This window comes from Hymenobacter lapidarius (assembly GCF_001816145.1).
Lineage (GTDB): Bacteria > Bacteroidota > Bacteroidia > Cytophagales > Hymenobacteraceae > Hymenobacter > Hymenobacter lapidarius.
Genome location: NZ_MDZB01000120.1, coordinates 129,246 through 149,143, shown reverse-complemented (window position 1 = coordinate 149,143; position 19,898 = coordinate 129,246). Strand labels below are relative to the sequence as shown.

Here is a 19,898-nt window from a genome sequence, read left to right as displayed (position 1 = left end):
TGTATCACCTCCCCTTCTTGTATGTCAACACCTTTACTACGGCAGTTTTTTGGGTCATTGCTGCTGCTCGCGCTGCTGGTGGTAGGTGCGCGTCCGGCGCGGGCCTCGCACTTGCTGGGCGGCGAAATGAGCTACCGCTACCTCGACGCCACCGGCCCCAGCGCCACGCCGTTCCGGTACGAAGTCACGGTGACGCTATACAGCAATGGCTTGTCGGCTATCGACCCCACTGTGGCCAACCCGCCAGCCAACGTAGTGGTACAGATTTACAACCGCACTTCGGGCGCGCTGGTTACCAGCTTCAGTGCTCCCCGCCAAGGCGTCCTCGGCCAGCCCATTCGGCCGGCTATCCCGGCGGGTTGCGCCGTAGTTGGTCCCAACCAGCCCTTTTATCTGCTGAAATACGTGCGTACGGTGAACCTACCGGTGTCCTTTGATGGCTACTACGCGGTGTTTTCGCAACAGGCCCGCAACTACACCCTCGCCAACCTCAACGCGCCGCTCAACGCCGCCCAGCCCCTCACGCTGTTCGTGAGCATGGCCCCGCCGCTCATTCCGAACCGGTCGCCGGTGTTTTCGGATACGGCCGTGGCCATCGTGTGCCAGAACGACACCACCATCACCCTGAACAACGCGTTCGACGCCGACGGGGACCGGCTGGTGTACTCGTTTGGCAGCCCCTACGGCATTCGTACCACCACTGCCACTTTTCCGCCGCTGCCGCCGCCCGTTCCCTACCTGCCGGGCTTTAGCGTGACCAATCCCTTCGGCACGGGGGCGGGCAATTTTGCCCTCATCAACGCCAGTACGGGGGTTGCAAAGTTCGGGGCCCGCAACAACGGCCTGTACGTGGTGGCCGTGGACGTCTCAGAATACCGCACCATCAACGGCCGGGAAGTGCTAATTGGCACCACGCGGCGCGATTTGCAGCTCGTCGTGTCCAGCTGTCCGCCCACGCCGCCGCCGGTTCTGCCCCCGGTGGTTAGTACCCCTCGCAATTACACCATCGAAGAAGGCCAGTCGCTCAGCATACCCATTACGGCCTCGCAATCCAGCGGCAATCCGCTGGTAATGACCGTGAACAGTGCCCTGCTCGACGGCAGCGGGCCCTTCAACACCACCTTCAACGGCAATACCGGCACCGTGCAGCCCGGCAACCTGACGGGCACGGCCACGGCCTCGGGCGTCGGCTCGGTCAGCGGCACGTTTGTGTTCAACTCTGCCTGCGGTAATGCCCGCGACCAGGCCTACGATTTGGCCGTGACGGTGAAAGATAATGGCTGCGGCGGCCGCCTGGTATCAGACATTTTCCGCATTACCGTAACACGGGCCGCCGGCCCCACGGCCATCAACGGCCCCACCACCATCTGCGAGACGACCGTGGCGCAGACCTACACCGCCAGCGGCCCCGTCCCCGCTTCCTACAGCTGGCGGGCGGTGGGCGGCGCCATCAGTGGCGGCCAGGGCACCAGTGCCGTGCAGGTCACGTGGGCCAACGGCGCGACCACCGGCCAGCTCGTGCTCAAGGGCATTTCCTCGCGTGGCTGCCCCACCGATTCGGTGGTAAAGACCGTTGACATTCGCGCGCTTGCGCCCCTGGCCGTCACGCCCAGCGCCGCGCTTATCTGCATCGGCAGTTCTTCCACGCTCACTGTGGCGGGCCAGGCCGGCCTCACCTATACCTGGAGCGGCGGCGGCCAAACGGCTACCGGCCCCACCCTCACCGTGACGCCCACCGCCACCACCACCTACACCGTGGTGGGCACCGACGGTACCTGTACCATCGCGGCCAGCACCACGGTTACGGTCACCCAATTGCCCGCCGCCAATGCCGGCCCCGACCGTAGCGTGTGCCCCGGCGTGGCCTCGGCTCCGCTGGGAGCGCCGGCGGTGGCGGGCATCACCTACCGCTGGAGCCCGGCCCTGGGCCTGAGCAGCACCACCGTAGCCCAGCCCATCGTGACGCTTCCCAACGCCGGCACCACGGCGATTACCCAGGTGTACACTCTCACCGCCACCACGGCCAACGGCTGCGTGAACACCGGCACTGTGACGGTGACCGTCAACCCGCTACCCATTGCCGAGGCAGGTCCTGATGCGGCCGTGTGCGACCGCCAGCGCGTGACGCTGGGCGCCCCGGCCCGCGCCGGCTACACCTACAGCTGGAGCCCGGCGGCGGGGCTCAACAATTCTACCGCGGCCCAGCCCGTATTCACGGGCGTCAACCTCACCGCCACGCCAGTCACCGTTACCCTGACGGTGACCGTGACCTCGGCGGCGGGCTGCGTGAGTACCGATGCCGTGACCATTACCGTGAACCCGCGGCCGGCGGCCGAAGCCATTACCGGCCCGGCTTCGGTGTGCCCCACGGTGGTAGGCCTGGCCTACTCCGTGCCCACACCGGCCGCCACGGCCTACACCTGGTTGATAAGCGGCGGCACCATTGCCAGCGGGCAGGGCACGCCGGCCATTACCGTGAACTGGGGCGCGGCCAGCACCGGCGCCTTCCTCAAGGTTTTCCGCCTGAATACGCAGGGCTGCTCTTCAGACACCACCACCCTGCCGGTCATCATCAACCAGCGCCTGCAAACCGTGCGGCCCACCGGCCCCGGCGACATTGCGGCGTTGGCCCCGCTGCCGCGCTCCATTTGCCAGGCCGATGGCCCATATACCTACCGTAGTGGGGCATTTGCCAACGGCTCCAGCTATTCCTGGGAGATAATCGGCGGCACGCAGGTGAGCACCGCCCAGAACACGGTGACCGTGAGTTGGGCCCCCGTGGCCGTGCCCACCATCGGCAAGATTGTGGTGACGGAAACCAGCAACCCCGCTGGCGGCATCTGCCGGGGCGTTTCCGATACGCTGAAGGTGCTGATTAACCCCACGCCGCGCGCGCTGGCCCTCGTTGGCCCAGTGCGGGTGTGCCAGACCAACGGCCCGGTGACGTTCTCCCTGCCCGGCGGCTTTGTAGGTTCTACTTATGTATTTGAGCTCAACGGCACGGCCCTGGTCGGCAGCGGCAACAGCCGCGTGCTGAGCACGTTGCCTGCGCCCGGCACCTACGCCCTCACGGTGCGGGAAACCTCTGCCAGCGGCTGCGTCGGGCCACTGATTACCACACCTTTCATGGTGAACCCCACTCCGGTGGCACCGGTTATCTCGGGCTCTGGCTTCGTGTGCAACACCGCCGCGCCGCAGAACTACGCCATTGCCAATGCCGCTCCCTCCTCCAGCTTCCAGTGGACGGTGGTGGGCGGCACCGTCACGGCCGGTGGCACGAGCAGTCAGGTAACGGTGCTCTTCAATGCCACCGGGCCGTACTCGGTGAGCGCCGTTGAAATCACGGCCGCGCCGGCTTCCTGTGCCGGGCCAGCCGCCACGCGCACCATTTTGCTGGATAATCCCAGCATCATGTTGCGCGCCGCTTCGGTTGATGCCGCTTCTAACAACCGCATTATTCTGACGCTGAGTGCGCCCAACAGCGCCAACACCCCCAACCCGGTGCGCGTGCTGCGGCGGGTGGCCGGCACCGGCAGTTTTGCCGCGGTGGGCACGGTAGCCGCCTCGGCCACCACTTTCACCGACAACAACGCGGTGGACGCGGCCGCCACTTCCTACGAGTACCAGCTGGACCTGGCCAACGGCTGCACCACCTCCGTGCTCAGCACCCTGGCCCAGACCGTGCGCCTCACGGCCACCAACGCCGCCACGCCCGGCACCGGCGGCCGCAACCAGGGCAGCACCGCCCTCGCCTGGAACGCCTACGTGGGTTTCCCAGTGGCCGAATACCGCATTTTCCGGCGCATCGACGGCGGCTCGCCGGTGCTGCTCAGCACCGTGCCCGCCAGCGCCCGGCAGGCCACCGTAGCCAACGGCGAACCCGGTGCCATCACCGGCGCGGGCTTCCGGCAGGACTTCCGGGTGGTGGCCGTGAGCACGGGCACCGCGCCGCTCCTGGCCAACTCGAACGAGGCCAGCGTGGACTTTGCCAATGCACTCAGCACTTACAACGTCATCACGCCCAACCGTGACGGTCAGAACGACGTGCTGGTCATCGACAACGTGCAGCTGTATCCCGGCAACACGTTCACGGTGTTCAACCGCTGGGGCCGTGAGGTGTACAGCACCACCAACTACCAGAACAACTGGGGCGGCGACGACAAAACCCCGTCCGGCACCTACTACTATCTCCTGAAACTGCCCAACGGCAGCAGCGTGAAGAACTGGTTCGAGGTAATCAAATAGGACCACGGATTAGCGCGGATTGTAGCGGATTTCACGGATTTTGTGGACAGATTGAATGATTTGGAAAAAGCCGCTCACGAGAGCGGCTTTTTTTATGCTGTGCGGGCAACAATGTCCGGATTGGTGCGGCGTCTACAAAATCCGTGAAATCCGAATAATCCGAGCGAATCCGTGGTCCGGGCAGTAGTTTTGTAGTTCTATGAGCAGAGCCAAAAACATTCCCGCCGAGTTACTTCGCAACGTTAAAATTCAGGACATGGTGGCCGAAGGCAAGTGCCTGGTCCGCGTCGAGAACCTTGTCATCTTCGTGTCGCAAGTGGCCCCCGGCGATGTAGTCGATTTGCGCGTCACCAAAGCCAAGAAGAGCTTTCTGGAAGCCGTTCCGGTCAAGTTTCATGAGTATTCCAAGCTGCGCACCACACCGTTTTGCCAGCACTTCGGCGTCTGCGGCGGTTGTAAGTGGCAGCACCTGGAGTACGATTCGCAGCTGCACTTCAAGCAGCAGCAGGTGATTGACCAGCTCACCCGCATCGGCAAGGTAGAGCTGCCCGAGATTCCCTTTATTCTCTCCTCGCCGCAGCGTACGTACTACCGCAACAAGATGGAGTACACCTTCAGCGACAACGGCTGGCTGACCACCGAGCAGATAAACGACGACTCGCGCACCTACAACCGCGAGGTGCTGGGCTTCCACACCCCAACCCGTTTCGACAAGATTATCGACGTGGAGCACTGCTGGCTGCAGCCCGAGCCGAGCAACGAAATCCGCCTGTTCGTGCGCGACTACGCCCACGAGCACAAACTGCCCTTCAACAACCTCGTGCGCCAGACCGGCCTGCTCCGCAACCTCATCATCCGCATTGCCCAAACCACCGGCGAGCTGATGGTCATCCTGCAGTGCTACCACGCCGACGAGGCCATTGAGCCCCTGCTCGACGCGCTGCATGCCAAGTTCCCCGGCATCACCTCGCTCAACTACGTGCTCAACAGCAAGGGCAACGAAACCTTCCACGACCTCGACGTTATCACCTACAAAGGCAAGCCCTACATCGAGGAAGAGATGGAAGGCCTGCGCTTCCGCATCGGCCCCAAGTCCTTCTACCAAACCAATTCCGAAGGCGCCCACCAACTCTACAAAGTAGCCCGCGAATTCGCCGACCTCAAAGGCGACGAGCTGGTGTACGACCTCTACACGGGCGCCGGCACCATCGCCAGCTTCGTGGCCCACCAAGCCCGCAAAGTCATCGGCGTAGAGTACGTGGAGCAGGCCGTTGCCGACGCCCACGTGAACGCCGAAATCAACCACATCACCAACATGGAGTTCTACGCCGGCGACATGAAGGACATCCTCACCGCCGAGTTCACCGCCCACCACGGCCGCCCCGACGTCCTCATCACCGACCCGCCCCGCGCCGGCATGCACCCCGACGTGGTGGCCCGCCTCCTGGAGCTGCGCGCCCCCCGCATCGTCTACATCAGCTGCAACCCCGCCACCCAGGCCCGCGACTTAGAGCTGCTCGATGCTGCGTATAAAGTCACCCGCGTGCAGCCGGTGGATATGTTCCCGCACACCCACCACGTGGAGAATGTGGTGGCGCTGGAGTTGAAGTAGTTTCTCGTTATGAAATACATAGCCAGCGCAATTTTCATTTTGTTCTTTGGTTTCCTGCTGCTAACCCGTAGTGGCAAAAGCAAAGCAGAATTCAACCGTATTAGTGGGCCGGTTACGTATTTCCAGAAGCATCTCCCAGGCAACATCGACCGCCACGATGCTGACAGCGCGATGCGATACTTGCGTATTTCGGGTTTTCCAAAGACGTTTAGCTTCTTCGTTGGTAAAGAATGGGGCGATTTTAAACCGGACTTTGAGCAGCTTGACAAAATAAAACTGGGTGATACCCTGACAGTTTACTTTGCTGACGAACTTGACTTCCAGGCTCACAAGGCGGATGAGATTAACACGGATGCCCAATTCGTTGACCACGGCAGCACACCTTACTTCATCCGCGGAAGCAAGGACCGGCTGGGAGCTTATTTCTTCCTCGGCGTGGGCTCTATATTGCTCATCACTTTAATCATTTTGCTTAAGCGCGGCATTATTCATTAAAATGGACTACTTCAACGACCCCGAACTCAGCGGCAAATACCTCGGTACCATCACCAAGGATTTCGTCGTCGTGTGCGATACCCTGCTCGAAGCCTCTTCCCAGATTCGCAAGGGCGACTTCAGCAAATACCCCATTTTCGTGTTTGCCAAGCAGGAAGTGCCCCTCGGCGGCCTGCTCGTGAATGCCGATGATTTGAACCTGGAGTGGCACGTTTTCGCCAGCTACCTGGAGCTGTTCGTGCAGCAAGGCATTATCAGCGAAGAAGGCGTCGAAGGTTTCCAAGCCACTTACAAAGACGCCGACGAATTCTGCTGCCTCTTCGTGCTGGATAAGGAGTTCACGAAGTTCGTTTTCGTGCCGTACCCAGAAGATTAGCATAGGGAGCAACGTAATAAAAAGAACGTCATGCTGAGCTTGCCGAGGCATCTCCACCGCGATAGTAAATCAACTTGATTCAACGAAGCGGTAGAGATGCTTCGGCAAGCTCAGCATGACGTTCTTTGTTGTAACACCTTTACTTACACCCTACCATGCGCGCCCTTCCATCACTGCTACTTTGGGTCCCAACCCTGCTGCTGATAGGTGCGCAGTGCTCCTCCGCACCCGCCGAAACGCAGGCTGTGCAAGCCGCCCCACTCCCGCCCGAATTCGGCCAGTACTGGTTCCAGGGCAAAGCCGAGCTGACCAGCTACGACCTCACCCAGGCCCGCTACGGCGAGCTGCACCAGGGTGAAGCCGTGCTGATTTTTGTGACCGAGGACCTGTCCCGCAACAAGCAGGTAAAGCTGGACAACCCCGCCGCCGCAGGCGCCGACCGGCTGCCCGTGCTCAAGCTGAATTTCAACAAGAAGTTCAACACCGGCGTCTACCCCTACTCCATCCTCACTTCCACGTTTACGCCTCTGGACCTAGCCGCCGACCCGCACAGCCCCAAGGTGAGCATGTCGATGCAGGAATGGTGCGGCCACGTGTTCACGCAGCTCAATCTGGGTGCCAAGGAGTACCGCGTTTCCCAAAAGTCGTACTTCGAGAGCGAGGGCGACACTGAGACCAAGATGGAAGTGACTCTGCTTGAGGACGAGCTGTGGAACCGCATCCGCCTCAATCCCGCGGGCCTGCCCACCGGCCGCATAAGGCTCGTGCCCGGCGCGGCTTATTGCCGCATGCAGCACCTACCGCTACGCCCCGAGGCCGCCGCCGCCACGCTCAACACGGCCATGCCCGGTTCGAATGCATCCGGCGAAGCACCCTTCCAGGCCTACACCGTGGCTTACGCCGACGCCAGGCAACACACCCTCAGCATTCGCTTCGAAAAATCCTTCCCGTACCGCATCCTCGGCTGGGAAGAAAGCCACCTCGATGGTTTTGGCCCGGCGCCGCGCTTGCTCACCACGCGCGCTACCCGCCGACGCAGCATCAAGCTCGACTACTGGCGCACCCACAACAACGCCGATGCCGCGTGGCGCGATTCGCTGGGACTGCCCCGCTAGCAAGAATGCCACGCTATATCTACACCAAAAAAGGCCTTCATGCTGAGCATGAAGGCCTTTTTCAATCAGGTGTGCGGAAGTAATCTTATTGCATTCAGCACGTCATGCTGAGTTCAATGATTTTGCCCGGTTACTTAGTTTCGGCGCCGCACGGGTAGGCCTTCCAGTTGGGCGTAGCTGAGTTTCCAGGCTTTATCGGCGCCTTTTTTCCACAGGAAAATGTAGTTGCCTTCGCCAATGCCGCCGGGCTGGCCGGGGGCGGGCGGCAGCACGTCTACCGAAAACGTACCGGCTTCGTAGGCCGTGTTGGTATCAGTAGAAGAGCTTACCACGCTGGTTTTCAAGCTGCCGATGGTAGGCATTGTCTCATTCACCCATTTCTGGGACACTTCGCCTTTGCCTTTCCAGTGCACATCGCCCTGCACAAAGCTCACGTCATCGGCGAGGTACCCGTTGATTTTACCGGAATCCTTGCTGTTCCAGGCGCCAATGAATTCCTGGTTCAGGTTCTGAATATTCACCGCTTCGTCGGCTTTGGTGCAGGAAGTGAGCGTAGCGGCCAGGAGCAAACTATACAGGAGGGCTTTCATGATTCGAACTAAAAGGTGAAGAAAAAGTAAATGTAGCCGGTGCTAGCGCATATTGCTATACGGGCTATAATGAATAAACCCCGAGCACGGGGCCCGGGGTTTAGTAGTCAGACAACTCGGCCAATTACCAGCTCTTGCGGCGGTACTCGGAAGTAGAATAGGGGTGCGACGGGTCGCCGTAGGAGTCGTTGGGCAGGTAAGCCGCATTCGAGGCAGCGGGCATGGCCTGAACATTGTACTCGGCGCTCGAAGCTACGAGGCTGTTAGCCGGCATGGCCGTGGTCTGGATGCGGGTAGTCGTGGTGGTCTGGCGAGCGTTGCTGCGGGCAATAGAGCGGCGGTATTCCGCCTCACGGTTAGCGGCCGCACGGTTGGCGGCCGCAATGCGGGCCCGCTCTTTCTGCTTGTTATCAATGTGCTTGCCTACGCCGTAGCCAATGGCCCCGCCGGCCACACCGCCTACCACACCACCCACGGGCCGGTTGCGCTTGTTGATGATGGCACCGGCAGCGGCCCCGCCCAAGCCACCGATTACGGCGCCTTTGGCTTGGGGGCTCCAGCCCTTGCGGTCCTGGGCTTGCACGGAGGAAACGCTGAATATGGCGCTGAGCAGCATAATCAGGCTGAGAACGAATGGGAGCTTTTTCATGATGGAGAGATTAATTTTTTTGAGAGGAAACATCCCCGTTGCCAGGCAAAAGACAATTAGTGTGCCACTCCGGTTTTGTTCCTGCCCATTTTAACGGGTACGCGGGTACCAAGTTGAAGCCTACGCGACCAACTGGGTTAAAAACTCGTCCAACCCTGCGCCTGCAACGGCACAGCCTGTCCGGCCTTGGTCACCAGGTTGGCGCCGTCTTCCTTACCGGTCAGGTGGCCGATGATGGTGATGTCCGGGTGGTTCTTCAGTTTTTCGTGGTCCGTGACCGGCACCGTGAACAGCAGCTCGTAATCCTCGCCCCCGTTCAGGGCACAGGTCAGCGGGTCGAGATTGAATTCGGCCGCGGCCTCCAGCGTGGGGTTGGCCAGGGGCAGGAACTCGGTGAACACCCGGGCGCCGGTGCCGCTGGCGGCGCACAAGTGCAGCACCTCCGACGCCAGCCCGTCCGAAATATCTATCATGCTGGTGGGGCGGATGCCGCGCTCCCGCAGCTCGTGCACGATGTCGAGCCGGGCTTCGGGGCGGAGCTGGCGCTGCACTATGTATTCGTAGTTGGCCAGTTCGGGCTGCGTTTCGGGGTCGGCCAGGAAAGCCTGCTTTTCGCGCTCCAGCACCTGCAGGCCCAGGAAGGCCCCACCCAGGTCGCCGGTCACGCAGAGCAGGTCGGTGGGCTGGCCGCCGCTGCGGCGCACGGCCTCGCCGGCGGGAGCCTCGCCCAGCACCGTGATGGCCAGCGTGAGGCCCCCGCGGCTGGCGGTGGTGTCGCCGCCCACCAGGTCTACATTGTAGGCCTCGCAGGCCAGACGCATGCCCGCGTACAGTTCCTCAATGGCCTCCACCGTGAAGCGCGGGCCCGCCGAAATGCCCACCACCAGCTGCGTGGGCAGGGCGTTCATGGCCGCCACGTCCGACACGTTCACGGCAATGGCCTTGTAGCCAAGGTGGCGCAGCGGGCAAAAAGCCAGGTCAAAATGAATGCCTTCGACCAACAAATCGGTGGTCATCACCAGCTCGGCGCCGGCCGTGGGCGCAATAATGGCCGCATCGTCGCCGATGCCGAGCACCGTGCCGGGCTGGCGCATGCTCATGCCTTCTTGCAGGCGGCGAATAAGGGCAAATTCGCCAATGGCAGTCAGGGGCGTCAGTTCAGACATGTTGTAGTAGTTAGGAACGAGTATAGAAGCAGCAGCGGCACCTCCGCCGCGCGCGGGCTGGGGTTCCGCTGTTCGCGGAGCCGGCCCTCAATGCAAGGCCCACAAAAGTACGCCCACAAAAAAAGGAGGGAATTGCTTCCCTCCTTTTTATAACTTGAGTAGCTGGTTGGCACACCGGCCCCCACCGAATTGGGGTTATTGAACCACCAGCTCCTTGTAGATTTTGGTCTGGCCGTCGGTGCTCATAATCTGCACGAAGTAAAGGCCGGCTTTCAGGCCGGAGATGTCCAAGGTGAGCTTCTCCTGGCCCTGGCCCTTAGCCGCCGCCGAGATACGCTGGCCGAGGTTGTTGAGCACCACTACGCTGCCCACTTTGGCGTCCTTAATCTCCACCGTAGCCGTGCCGCGGGTTGGGTTAGGATACACGCTGATGTTGGCGTTGAACTTCTCCAGCGTGCTGGTGATGGTCGACTGGTACACGCCGTTCGGGCCGGTGTAGTCTAGGTGCTCGCCGAGGCGGTTGTAGAGTTGGCCGCCCGCGTTGATGGTTCCGCCCGCGCCGGTGAAAGCCGAGCCATACGCTACCCACTGGTCGGCAATGTTGTAGCCGCCGGGGTTGCGGGTGGGTGGGTTCGAGCCGGGCACGTTTTGGGGTTTGGGGTTGGCACGCAGGCCGCCCGATACCGCGCCGCGCCGCATAATCGACTGGTTGGCCGACAGCACGAAAACGGCGGGGGTACCGTCGGCACTGTTGGTACCGCTCCAGTTACCACCGACATTGCCGTTGGCTAACAAAGGTTGCTCTCCAATCGAACCGATGATGTCGATGATGATGCCGGCGCTCACGTTGGGCAGGCCCGCCGTGCCGCTGGGGTAGCGCACCAGGGCCATGGCGTCGTCGCCGTTGAACCACACCGTGCCGCCCACCTGAACGATGTTGGGCGAGGTAGTGGTGCTTACTGGCATGTTCTGGCGCGGGGCGCTGAACTGGTTGGCTACGCGCGTAATGTCCAGCAGGGTGGCCTCGGGGTTGGCTACCACGTGCGTGCTTTGCGGGTTCAGCACGTTGGCACCGGTGCGGCGCATTAGCCGCTCCTCTTCCATGAGGGAGCTGCCCAAGGGAATGCCGTTGGAGTAGCGCCGGATGGAATACGGTGCCAAGTTGACCGCCGAAATAGTGGGGTTGAAAATCTCAACGACCTTCTCGTTGCCGGTCGAGTTCGACGCGCCGCCGTTGTAGCTCAGGCCAGGCTGGTGGGCGCCTTCGTTGTATTCAGAAAAGAACAGCTCGGTGCCCTGCGCATGCGCAGCGCCGGTCAGCAGCAAAGCGGCCGACAGCAAATAGTAATGTTTTTTCATAAAATTGATTAGGCTGAGAAAAGTCAGTACCCTAGCAAAGATACTATTTTAGGTGGCTTTGAACCATCATTGCTTCGGATTTAATACCGCCTCGCTTTTCGCTCAAAGGAATAGTAACCAGTCATTCACTCATTATCAACTGAGAGAAAAAAACCTGCAACATTTTTTTGCTAACGAGCGTTAGGAAGTATACCTTTGTAATGCATCATGCCCACTGTAGCTCCCCAACGTTCGCGCAAGGCCCAGATAGACCGCACGGCCACGGCCATGTTTCGGGCGCGGGGCTTTGCCGCTACCAGCATGCGCGAGCTTGCCACCGAGCTGGGCCTGGAAGCCGGCAGTCTGTATTCGCACATCAAGTCGAAAGAGGAAATTCTGCACCGCGTGTGCTTTGGCTTGGCCGAGGATTTTTTTGCGGGCTTTGCCGCGGCCACGGCCCAGGGTTCGGCGCCGATTGCCACGCAGCTGCGGCAGGCCATTGAGGCCCACGTTCGCGTGCTTACCCGTGACAGCGCGGCTTCGGCGGTGTTTCTGCACGAATGGCGCCACCTGAGTGAGCCCGCGCGCACCGAGTTCCTGGCCCTGCGCGACCGGTATGAGGTTGCCTTTCGCGCGCTCATTCAGCGGGGCATGGCCCAGGGCGAGCTGCACGCGCCCGATGCCGTTTTTGCCGCTCTCACGCTGCTGGCAAGCCTTAACTGGCTGCCCGCCTGGTACCGCCCCGACGGCAAGCTCACCCCCGACGAAATAGCCCACCGCCTGGCCGAGCAGCTGCTCAGCGGGCTTCGGCGCACCGAAGAACCGGTCTAGCTACCGGGTTTTTTTCCTCTCTTTCGCATTCATTCAGTCCCACCCTCACTCAAAAGCACTCGATATATGTACGGTTCCGCCAGCACCCACGATTTGCCGACCACCGCCCTGACCGGCCTGGAAAACGAGGACCCCATTCTGTTGGCCGAGTTTGAGGCCCGCATTAACCGAGGCGAGAAGATTGAGCCCGGCGACTGGATGCCGGCCCTCTACCGCAAGCAGCTCACCCGCATGATTGAGCAGCACGCCCACTCCGAAATCATCGGCTCGCTGCCCGAGGGCACTTGGATTACCCGCGCCCCCGGCTTCCGCCGCAAAATGGCCCAAATGGCCAAGGTGCAGGACGAAGTGGGCCACGCGCAGCTGCTGTATTCGGCGGCCGAAACGCTGGGCAAGACCCGGGAAGAAATGCTCACCGACCTCATCAACGGCAAGAGCAAGTACTCCAACGTATTCAACTACCCCACCCCTACCTGGGCCGACTCGAACGTGATTTCCTGGCTGATTGACGCCGGGGCCATTGTAAACCAACTGGCCAACGCCAAGGGCAGCTACGGCCCCTACTGCCGCGCCCTCGACCGGATTTGCGCCGAGGAAGCTTTCCACCTGAAGTACGGGCACGACGCCGTGGTGCACCTGGCCACGGGCACGCCCATTCAGCGCAAGATGATGCAGGAAGCCCTCAACCGCTGGTGGCCCGCCATCATGACCTTCTTCGGCCCGTCAGATAAGATGAGCGTGCACACCGAAATCCTGATGCGCTGGAAGGTAAAAATGGCCAGCAACGACGAATGCCGCAACCAGTTCCTGGACATGTACGTGCCCAAAATCTGGGAAATCGGCCTGACACTGCCCGACGCCAACCTGCGCAAAAACGAGGAAACCGGCCAGTGGGAATTCACCGAGCCCGACTGGGAAGACTTCAAGCGCGTGATTAATGGCGATGGCCCCTGCAATGCCGAGCGCATTGCCGTGCGCCGCGCCGCCGAGGAGAACGGCGCCTGGGTGCGCCGCGCCCTGCTCACGCCTAAAACGCAGTACGTGCGCCCGCTGGCATAAGGAAGTTTTGAGTGTTGAGGGCTGAATGTTGAATTAAGAATCCGACATTTTTAATTCAACACTTACCCCTCAACATTCAACCCTTCTTATGATACATTCCCACGACCCGCGCATGAACCGCCTGGGGCTGCCCGATGCTCCGGCCACCGCCGCGGCCAAAGGCGCCCTGGACCAGTTTGGTACCTACGAGGCCTTTCACCAGAAGAAAGAAGGCGCGCCCTTTGTGTACGTGGGTCCGGTGCATGCCCCGGAGGCCGACGTGGCCTTCCTGTTTGCAAAAGAGCAGTATAGCCGGCGCTTCGCCTGCACGGGGCTGTGGGTGGTGCCCACGGCCGCCATCACCGTGACGGACTACGTGGGCGACCAGGAATGGGCTTACGATTCCCTGCCCTTGCTAACTAATCAGCAAGCCGCCGCTACGGCCACCGCCGACCCGCGCTTCGGAGATGACACGGCGGCGGAGGAAGCCGCCTACGCGGCCGGTGAGGAAGACTACGACATTTTCCATCTCAAAAAGCGCGGCAAGGCGCACCAGCACGTGGGCAAGGTGCGGGCCAACTCGCCGGCCCAGGCGCTTCAGGTAGCCAAAGCCGTGTTTGGCGACCAGCGCCCGGTGGTGAACGTGTGGGCCGCCCGCTCAGCCGACTTCCTGCGCTCCGATGACGAGGACCGCGACATCTGGACTACCACGCCCGACAAGAAGTACCGCGACGCCATTTCCTATAAAGTGCAGGACCGGATTGAACGGTTCAAGGCGGAAACCGGCACCTCGCAAGCCGACTAACTAAGTACCTGTTTCAAACTAAACAGGCAATGCGTTTATTGCAACTATTTGTTAGTGAGCGAAAAGAGCTGACAACTAGAAGTTAATGGCTCCGAAATTACTCCACTATTTGCTGGCGGCCCCAACGCCGCACCCCGCATGAACCCAACGCTCGACCTATTATACCGTCTCGCCGACGACCAGCTTATTCTCGGCCACCGCAATTCGGAATGGAACGGCCTGGGGCCCATTCTGGAAGAAGATATTGCGTTTTCGAGCATGGCCCAGGACAAGCTGGGGCACAGCCTGCAACTGTATTCGCTGCTGCGTGCTTTGGGCGAAGCCGAGCCCGATACGGTGGCCTTTACGCGCAACGCGCCGCAGTTTCATTGCTGCCAGCTAGTGGAGCTGCCCATCGGCGAATACGATTTCAGCTTAACCCGTCACTTCTTGTTTGACCACGCCGAGCTGCTGCGGTTTGAAGCGCTGGCCACCAGCAGCTACGAGCCCCTGGCCCAAGTAGCCCGCAAGCTGCGCGGCGAGCTGAAGTACCACGCGCTGCACGCCAACACGTGGATGAAGCGCCTCGGCACGGCCACGGATGAGGCCATTGAGCGCATGCAGCGGTCCCTGGACTTCACCTTGCCCTATGCCCTGGGCATCTTTGAGAAAACGGACGCCGAAGCGGAAATTATCAGCTCGGGTTTGTTTGTTGGCGAAGACGAGTTGCGGGGCCGTTGGCTGGAAAGCATCAGCAAAGTGCTGGCGCAAACGGCCTTGGAAGTGCCCGACGTGCTGGCCCTGACCCCGGTAATGGGCGGCCGCTACGGCCAGCACACCGAGCACCTGCAGCCGCTGCTGGACGAGATGGCCGAGGTGTTTCGGCTGGACCCCACGGCCGACTGGTAAGTGCTTTTAGCTGCTGGCTAATGGCGGCTAGCTGTTATCTTTTCCCTACCAATATCTTATGCTGACAGAAGCTAACAGTCACCAGCCAATAGGTAAAAGCCAAATATTAGAGTGGCTGCAGGCCGTGAAAGACCCGGAAATCCCCACGATTTCGCTCATTGACCTGGGCGTGGTGCGGGGCGTGGAGGTGGATGCCGTGACGGGCAAAGTATCGGTGCACCTTACCCCCACGTTTGCGGGCTGCCCGGCCATGGACTACATGAAGCGCGATGTGGAGCGCGCGCTGCTGGCGCACGGCGTGCCGGCCGTGGAAGTAGAAATCAGCATGCGCGAAGCCTGGACCTCGGACATGCTCACGGAAGCGGGCCGGCAGGCGCTGCGCCAGCACAAACTGTCGCCGCCCCCGGTCATCGGCAATCAGGTTTTCGACCTCGACTTTCTGGAGTATGCGGAGTGTCCGAACTGCCACGGCAACAATACGGAGCTGCGCACGCCGTTTGGGGCTACGCTGTGCCGGGCGGTGCACTATTGTAATGACTGCCGCCAGCTGTTCGAGCAATTCAAGCCGGTGTAGCTTCGGCGTTGATTTTTACCTGATTTACCTGTTACCACATGCCCAAGACCATGATTTCCTCCGTTAAAACGGCGGTTGTTGTCCTGATGATTACTGGAGGCTGCGCGGCCTCCTGCAAGCGCGACGCCACCAAAACGGCCGTGCTCGACCCGGCTTCGGCTGCTGCCGTGAAAACCCAGTTTGATGTGCTACGCGACTCCGTGGACGTAAAGTGGCGCAACATGACCGAGAGCGACGACCAGAAAATAGCAGTAACCCGCCTGCTGCTACGCGAAATCAAAAACCAGCCGGGCATCAACGCGGCGCAGCTCCAGGGGCTGGAACGTGCCAACACCCGCCTGAAAACCCGCCGCTACACGCAGCAAACCATGGCCAACTCGGACCTGATTGACCAGTACGACACGGCCCAGGATTCGCTGCTGCGCGCCGTGTACCCCGTTGCCGCGCCCAACGACAACGCCCCCACCGAAAACGCCCGCAACTTCGTGGAAGGCCTGCGGCAGCTTGACGAGGGCGTGGTGGGCTTCCGCCTACAGTACGACCGCGCCGCCAGCCAGTACAACACCTACCTCCAGCTCCACCAAACCGAGCTGCAGTCCCTGGGCGGTAAGTATGCAGACCTCAAAAAGCTGCCCTTGTTCACAATCGGCGCCAACTAATCTGGTCCGGATTATTCTATGAAAAAGAGCCTGGCACGCATGTCAGGCTCTTTTTTATGTTGTCGTAAAAAAGCGCTGCTCAGGAACTGCCAAAAAAGATAATCGGGGAAATGAGTCCCGCGCAACCTTGTGAAGCCCGGAGCGGTCAACCGCTTACAGAACCTTTTAAAACCCTTCATCTGTATGCGTCACACATTCATTACCTCGTCGTGGGCCGTTTTGGGGCTATTTGTAGCCTTGGCCTTTACGGGCTGCTCATCAGAGGAAGACGTGGAGCCGACAGCACCGTGCGGCACCAAAGCTACGGTGCGCTTCTGCCCCGGCAAGACGTTGATATGTCCTACTGTTCACACTGGCGCAGATGACTGCCAACGACGACCCCACGTTTCAACACGTGACGCTTTCCTGCCTGGAAGCCAAATCGGAGGACGGGCAGTAGTCTTCTCGTTTTTTAAGCTCCAACAAAAAGCCCCAATGTAACGAATACATTGGGGCTTTTTTTGAGCAACGCGCCTCGATTACAGCGCGGCCATCTCCTCGCGGATAAAGTCGGCCAGAGTGCGCAGGTAATCGGTGCTGAAATCGAAGCGAATACCGGCGGCGGCGTAAATCTGACCGATGGGCGCGGTGTAGCCCAGGGCCAGGGCGCGCTTGTAGGCAGCCAGGCCTTCGGTGGGATTCTGGCGGAAGTTGCGCCACACGGCAATGGCGCCGAGCTGGGCCATGGCGTACTCGATGTAGTAGAACGGCACTTCGTAGAGGTGCAGCTGCTTCTGCCAGAGGTAGGGCTTGAACGCCTCCAGGCCGTTCCAGTCCACGGTGCGCTGGTTGAATTCGTCGAAAATCTCGGCCCAGCGGCCGTGGCGCTCGGCCTCGGTGTGGCCGGGGTTTTCGTACACCCAGTGCTGAAACTTGTCGATAGTAGCCACCCAGGGGAAGGTTTCGAGCACGCTTTCCAGGTGGGTTTTCTTGGCCCGGCGCAGGTCTTTGGCATCGGGAAAGAAGACGTGCCACTGGTCCATGCTCATCAGCTCCATGCTCATGGAGGCCAGCTCCGCTACTTCGGACGGCGGGTGCTTGTCGGCGCCCAGCGGCAGGCCGCGGGTGAGGAAGGAGTGCACGGCGTGGCCGCCTTCGTGCAGCATAGTTACCACGTCGCGCAGGCTGCTGGTGGCGTTCATGAAGATAAAGGGCACCCCCGTCTCATCAAGGGGGTAGTTGTAGCCGCCGGGGGCTTTGCCCTTGCGGCTTTCCAGGTCGAGGTGGCCCATCTGGCGCATGGTGCGCAGGCAGTCGCCCAGGTACGAATCCAGGTTCTGGAAGACGGTGATGGTTTTTTCCAGCAGCTCTTCGCCGGTGCCAAAGGGCCGCAGGGGCGGCTGGCCGCTGGGGTCCACGTCCAGGTCCCAGGGGCGCAGGGCGGGCAGGCTCAGGTCCTGCCGGCGCTCCAGGTCGAAGTCGTCGATGAGGGGCACCACCGTTTCGCGGATGGCCTGGTGGAAATTGAAGCAGTCCTGCGGGGTGTAGTCGAATCGGCCGAGGGCGGCAAACATGTAATCCCGAAAATTGGAGAAGCCGGCGTTTTGGGCCACGTGGTGGCGCAGGCCCACCAGCTCGGTAAACAGGACATCGAGCGACTTGGAGTCCTGCAGGCGGCGGGCCTGAATGGCGCGCCAGGCGGTTTCGCGCACGGCCCGGTCGGGATTTTTCAGGCGGTCGGCGGCCTGGGGCAGGGTCAGCTCCTGGCCGTCGAGGACGACGTTCATAGCGCCCACCGTGGCGGCGTACTGCTGCTGCTTGGTGCTGATGTCGGTTTTAAGCGGAATGTTCTCGACCCGGTAAATTTCCGAGGCCCGGCGTACCGACCGCAGGAACACGCCGTAGCGGCCCTCATCCAACCCGGACAGGTGCGGCGAGGCCAGCATTTTCTCGTTCAGGGCGTGGTCGTAGGGCGCAACCTGGGGCTCCACTTCGTTCACGAAGTACTGGAACGCCTCAACCCGGCCGTTGTCCTGCGTGTCGCACGTCATGCGGATGTAGCGCCAGGCCAGGTCCTCGCTCAGCACCGATTCCAGCTCCGAGCGGTCGAGCAGCCACCGCTCCAACTCGGCAGCCGTGTACACCTCCCGGTGTTGCAGCTCCTGAAAAAACGGTTCGATGGCCGCCCAGTCAGTGACCGTAAAATCTTCGGGTAGGTAGTAGCGCGGCGGCCGGCTGGTGTCGGTGGCCGACTCGGCGGTGGGTTCAGCAATTAGCGTCATGGGATACTAGATACTAGTAGAAGAAATTCAGTAGCGACTGCCTAAAATACAGCCGTGGCGTGTTGGAGCAAGCGCTGGGCCGGCCAGGCGTGAAGCCGAAGCCGCCCCGGCTTCGGCTCTCCAAATTTACCCAATTTCAATTACTACGTCGTCCGTCATGGGATGGCCCACGCAGGTGAGGATGTAGCCCTGCTTCATTTCGGAGTCAGACAGGCCTTCACGCTCGTCCAGGTGCACTTTGCCGCTCAAGCACTTGCCGCGGCAGGCGGTACAAAGGCCGGCCTGGCAGGAATAGGGCAGGTCGATGTCTTGGTCGAGGGCAACTTCGAGGATGGTTTTGCCGGCGGGCACCTCAATGAGGTATTCGCTGCCTTCGTACTGAATGGTGACCGTGCGGGTGGTTTTGGTGTTGTCGGCAGGGTTATCCGTCACGTCGCCGTGGCCGTTGGGCTGGGCGGTGGCGGCTTCGGCCACGTCGGCGCTGGCCACAAAGCTCTCGCGGCGAATGCGGGCGTCGGGCACGTTCAGCAGGTCGAGGGCGGCGCGGGCCTCAATCATCAGGCCCTCAGGGCCGCACATGAAGTACTCGGCTTGCTCGGCCGGAAACTGGTGGCGCTGCTCCAGAATGCGCAGCATCATGGTGCGATTGAGGCGGCCGGTGTGGCGGTGGGGCGCCGCGGGCTTCAGGGGCTGGCTGTACACGTGCTCCACTTGCAGGCGGCCGTTGGTGCTGGCTTCCAGGTCGGCGAGCTGCCGCTGAAAAATCACCGATTCCTCGTTGCGGTTGCCGTAAATGAGCAGGACGTGGCTGTTAGGCTCGGTTTTCACCACGGCCTTGAGGATGGACATGAGCGGGGTAATGCCCGAACCCGCGCCGATAAGCACCAGCGAACGGGCCGCTTTGGGGCTGGGGCTCAGGGTGAAGTTGCCCAAGGGCTCCATCACTTCCATTGCCTGCCCAACCTGTACGGTATCAAGCAAATAGTTGCTAACCAGGCCACCGGGCACGCGCTTCACCGTCACCGACAGGCGCGGGGCTTCGTGCGGGGTGCTGCTGAGCGAGTAGGCGCGGCGCTCCTTTTTGCCGCCGGGCCCGCAGGGTAGAATCAGGGTCAGGAACTGCCCGGGGCGGCTGCTGATGGGCTGGCGGTCGGGCCGCTCAAGGTGAATGGTGACAGAATCGGCGGTTTCCTGGGTCAGCGCAACAACAGTCAGCGTTTGGTAGCTCATGCGGGGGAATGGGGTGGTGGGAGGTT

General features: G+C 61.3%; 17 protein-coding genes. 11 read left to right on the top strand and 6 right to left on the bottom strand.

Features of this window, described 5'->3' with window-relative positions; genetic code table 11:
* Positions 1-21 precede the first annotated feature (21 nt).
* From BEN47_RS13655 to BEN47_RS13635, 5 genes are all read left to right on the top strand, one after another.
* Positions 22-4,245, top strand: coding sequence for a T9SS type B sorting domain-containing protein (locus BEN47_RS13655; protein ID WP_125921677.1), 4,224 nt, complete (start codon positions 22-24; stop codon positions 4,243-4,245).
* Between the two features lie 199 nt (positions 4,246-4,444).
* The gene (gene rlmD, locus BEN47_RS13650) at positions 4,445-5,857 is read left to right on the top strand and encodes a 23S rRNA (uracil(1939)-C(5))-methyltransferase RlmD (protein ID WP_070728948.1); all 1,413 of its coding nucleotides are present in this window, start codon (positions 4,445-4,447) and stop codon (positions 5,855-5,857) included.
* 9 nt (positions 5,858-5,866) lie between these two features.
* Positions 5,867-6,352 carry a hypothetical protein gene (locus BEN47_RS13645; protein ID WP_070728947.1) on the top strand — a complete coding sequence of 162 codons (486 nt, stop codon included), beginning with the start codon at positions 5,867-5,869 and terminating at the stop codon, positions 6,350-6,352.
* Between the two features lies 1 nt (position 6,353).
* Entirely contained in the window at positions 6,354-6,728 is a 375-nt protein-coding gene (locus BEN47_RS13640) for a hypothetical protein (RefSeq protein ID WP_070728946.1), read from the top strand.
* Positions 6,729-6,883: 155 nt separating this feature from the next.
* Positions 6,884-7,843: a hypothetical protein gene (locus BEN47_RS13635; RefSeq protein ID WP_070728945.1), complete on the top strand. Its 960-nt coding sequence runs from the start codon at positions 6,884-6,886 to the stop codon at positions 7,841-7,843.
* A 134-nt stretch (positions 7,844-7,977) separates the two neighbouring features.
* Here the strand turns inward: BEN47_RS13635 and BEN47_RS13630 are convergent, their stop codons facing one another.
* The 4 genes from BEN47_RS13630 to BEN47_RS13615 all read right to left on the bottom strand — a co-directional run bounded on the left by BEN47_RS13630 (position 7,978) and on the right by BEN47_RS13615 (position 11,607).
* On the bottom strand, positions 7,978-8,433 hold the full coding sequence (locus BEN47_RS13630; protein ID WP_070728944.1) for a YybH family protein: 456 nt from the start codon (positions 8,431-8,433) through the stop codon (positions 7,978-7,980).
* Between the two features lie 124 nt (positions 8,434-8,557).
* Positions 8,558-9,082, bottom strand: coding sequence for a YMGG-like glycine zipper-containing protein (locus tag BEN47_RS13625; protein WP_070728960.1), 525 nt, complete (start codon positions 9,080-9,082; stop codon positions 8,558-8,560).
* Positions 9,083-9,219: 137 nt separating this feature from the next.
* Positions 9,220-10,248 (bottom strand): thiamine-phosphate kinase, encoded by a 1,029-nt coding sequence (gene thiL, locus BEN47_RS13620; protein ID WP_070728943.1) that lies wholly within the window; start codon positions 10,246-10,248, stop codon positions 9,220-9,222.
* Positions 10,249-10,443: 195 nt separating this feature from the next.
* Positions 10,444-11,607 (bottom strand): T9SS type A sorting domain-containing protein, encoded by a 1,164-nt coding sequence (locus tag BEN47_RS13615; RefSeq protein WP_070728942.1) that lies wholly within the window; start codon positions 11,605-11,607, stop codon positions 10,444-10,446.
* Between the two features lie 207 nt (positions 11,608-11,814).
* On the opposite strand from BEN47_RS13615, the gene BEN47_RS13610 reads away from it, so the two are divergent.
* The 6 genes from BEN47_RS13610 (at position 11,815) to BEN47_RS13585 (ending at position 16,381) form a co-directional block, all read left to right on the top strand.
* A complete protein-coding gene (locus tag BEN47_RS13610) occupies positions 11,815-12,417 on the top strand; it encodes a TetR/AcrR family transcriptional regulator (protein WP_070728941.1) in 603 nt (200 codons plus the stop codon).
* Between the two features lie 66 nt (positions 12,418-12,483).
* Complete coding sequence (gene paaA / locus BEN47_RS13605) at positions 12,484-13,476, top strand: 1,2-phenylacetyl-CoA epoxidase subunit PaaA (protein WP_070728940.1); 993 nt, start codon at positions 12,484-12,486, stop codon at positions 13,474-13,476.
* An 88-nt stretch (positions 13,477-13,564) separates the two neighbouring features.
* On the top strand, positions 13,565-14,260 hold the full coding sequence (locus BEN47_RS13600) for a phenylacetic acid degradation b (RefSeq protein WP_070728939.1): 696 nt from the start codon (positions 13,565-13,567) through the stop codon (positions 14,258-14,260).
* 138 nt (positions 14,261-14,398) lie between these two features.
* Positions 14,399-15,148 carry a 1,2-phenylacetyl-CoA epoxidase subunit PaaC gene (paaC, locus tag BEN47_RS13595; protein ID WP_070728938.1) on the top strand — a complete coding sequence of 250 codons (750 nt, stop codon included), beginning with the start codon at positions 14,399-14,401 and terminating at the stop codon, positions 15,146-15,148.
* 58 nt (positions 15,149-15,206) lie between these two features.
* Positions 15,207-15,722 carry a 1,2-phenylacetyl-CoA epoxidase subunit PaaD gene (gene paaD / locus BEN47_RS13590; protein ID WP_070728937.1) on the top strand — a complete coding sequence of 172 codons (516 nt, stop codon included), beginning with the start codon at positions 15,207-15,209 and terminating at the stop codon, positions 15,720-15,722.
* Positions 15,723-15,772: 50 nt separating this feature from the next.
* On the top strand, positions 15,773-16,381 hold the full coding sequence (locus BEN47_RS13585; RefSeq protein WP_125921676.1) for a hypothetical protein: 609 nt from the start codon (positions 15,773-15,775) through the stop codon (positions 16,379-16,381).
* A gap of 518 nt (positions 16,382-16,899) precedes the next feature.
* Here the strand turns inward: BEN47_RS13585 and BEN47_RS13580 are convergent.
* Together BEN47_RS13580 and BEN47_RS13575 are read right to left on the bottom strand one after the other, a co-directional pair.
* Positions 16,900-18,642, bottom strand: coding sequence for a M3 family oligoendopeptidase (locus BEN47_RS13580; RefSeq protein ID WP_070728935.1), 1,743 nt, complete (start codon positions 18,640-18,642; stop codon positions 16,900-16,902).
* 126 nt (positions 18,643-18,768) lie between these two features.
* Positions 18,769-19,872, bottom strand: coding sequence for a ferredoxin--NADP reductase (locus tag BEN47_RS13575; protein WP_070728934.1), 1,104 nt, complete (start codon positions 19,870-19,872; stop codon positions 18,769-18,771).
* Between the last annotated feature and the right edge of the window lie 26 nt (positions 19,873-19,898).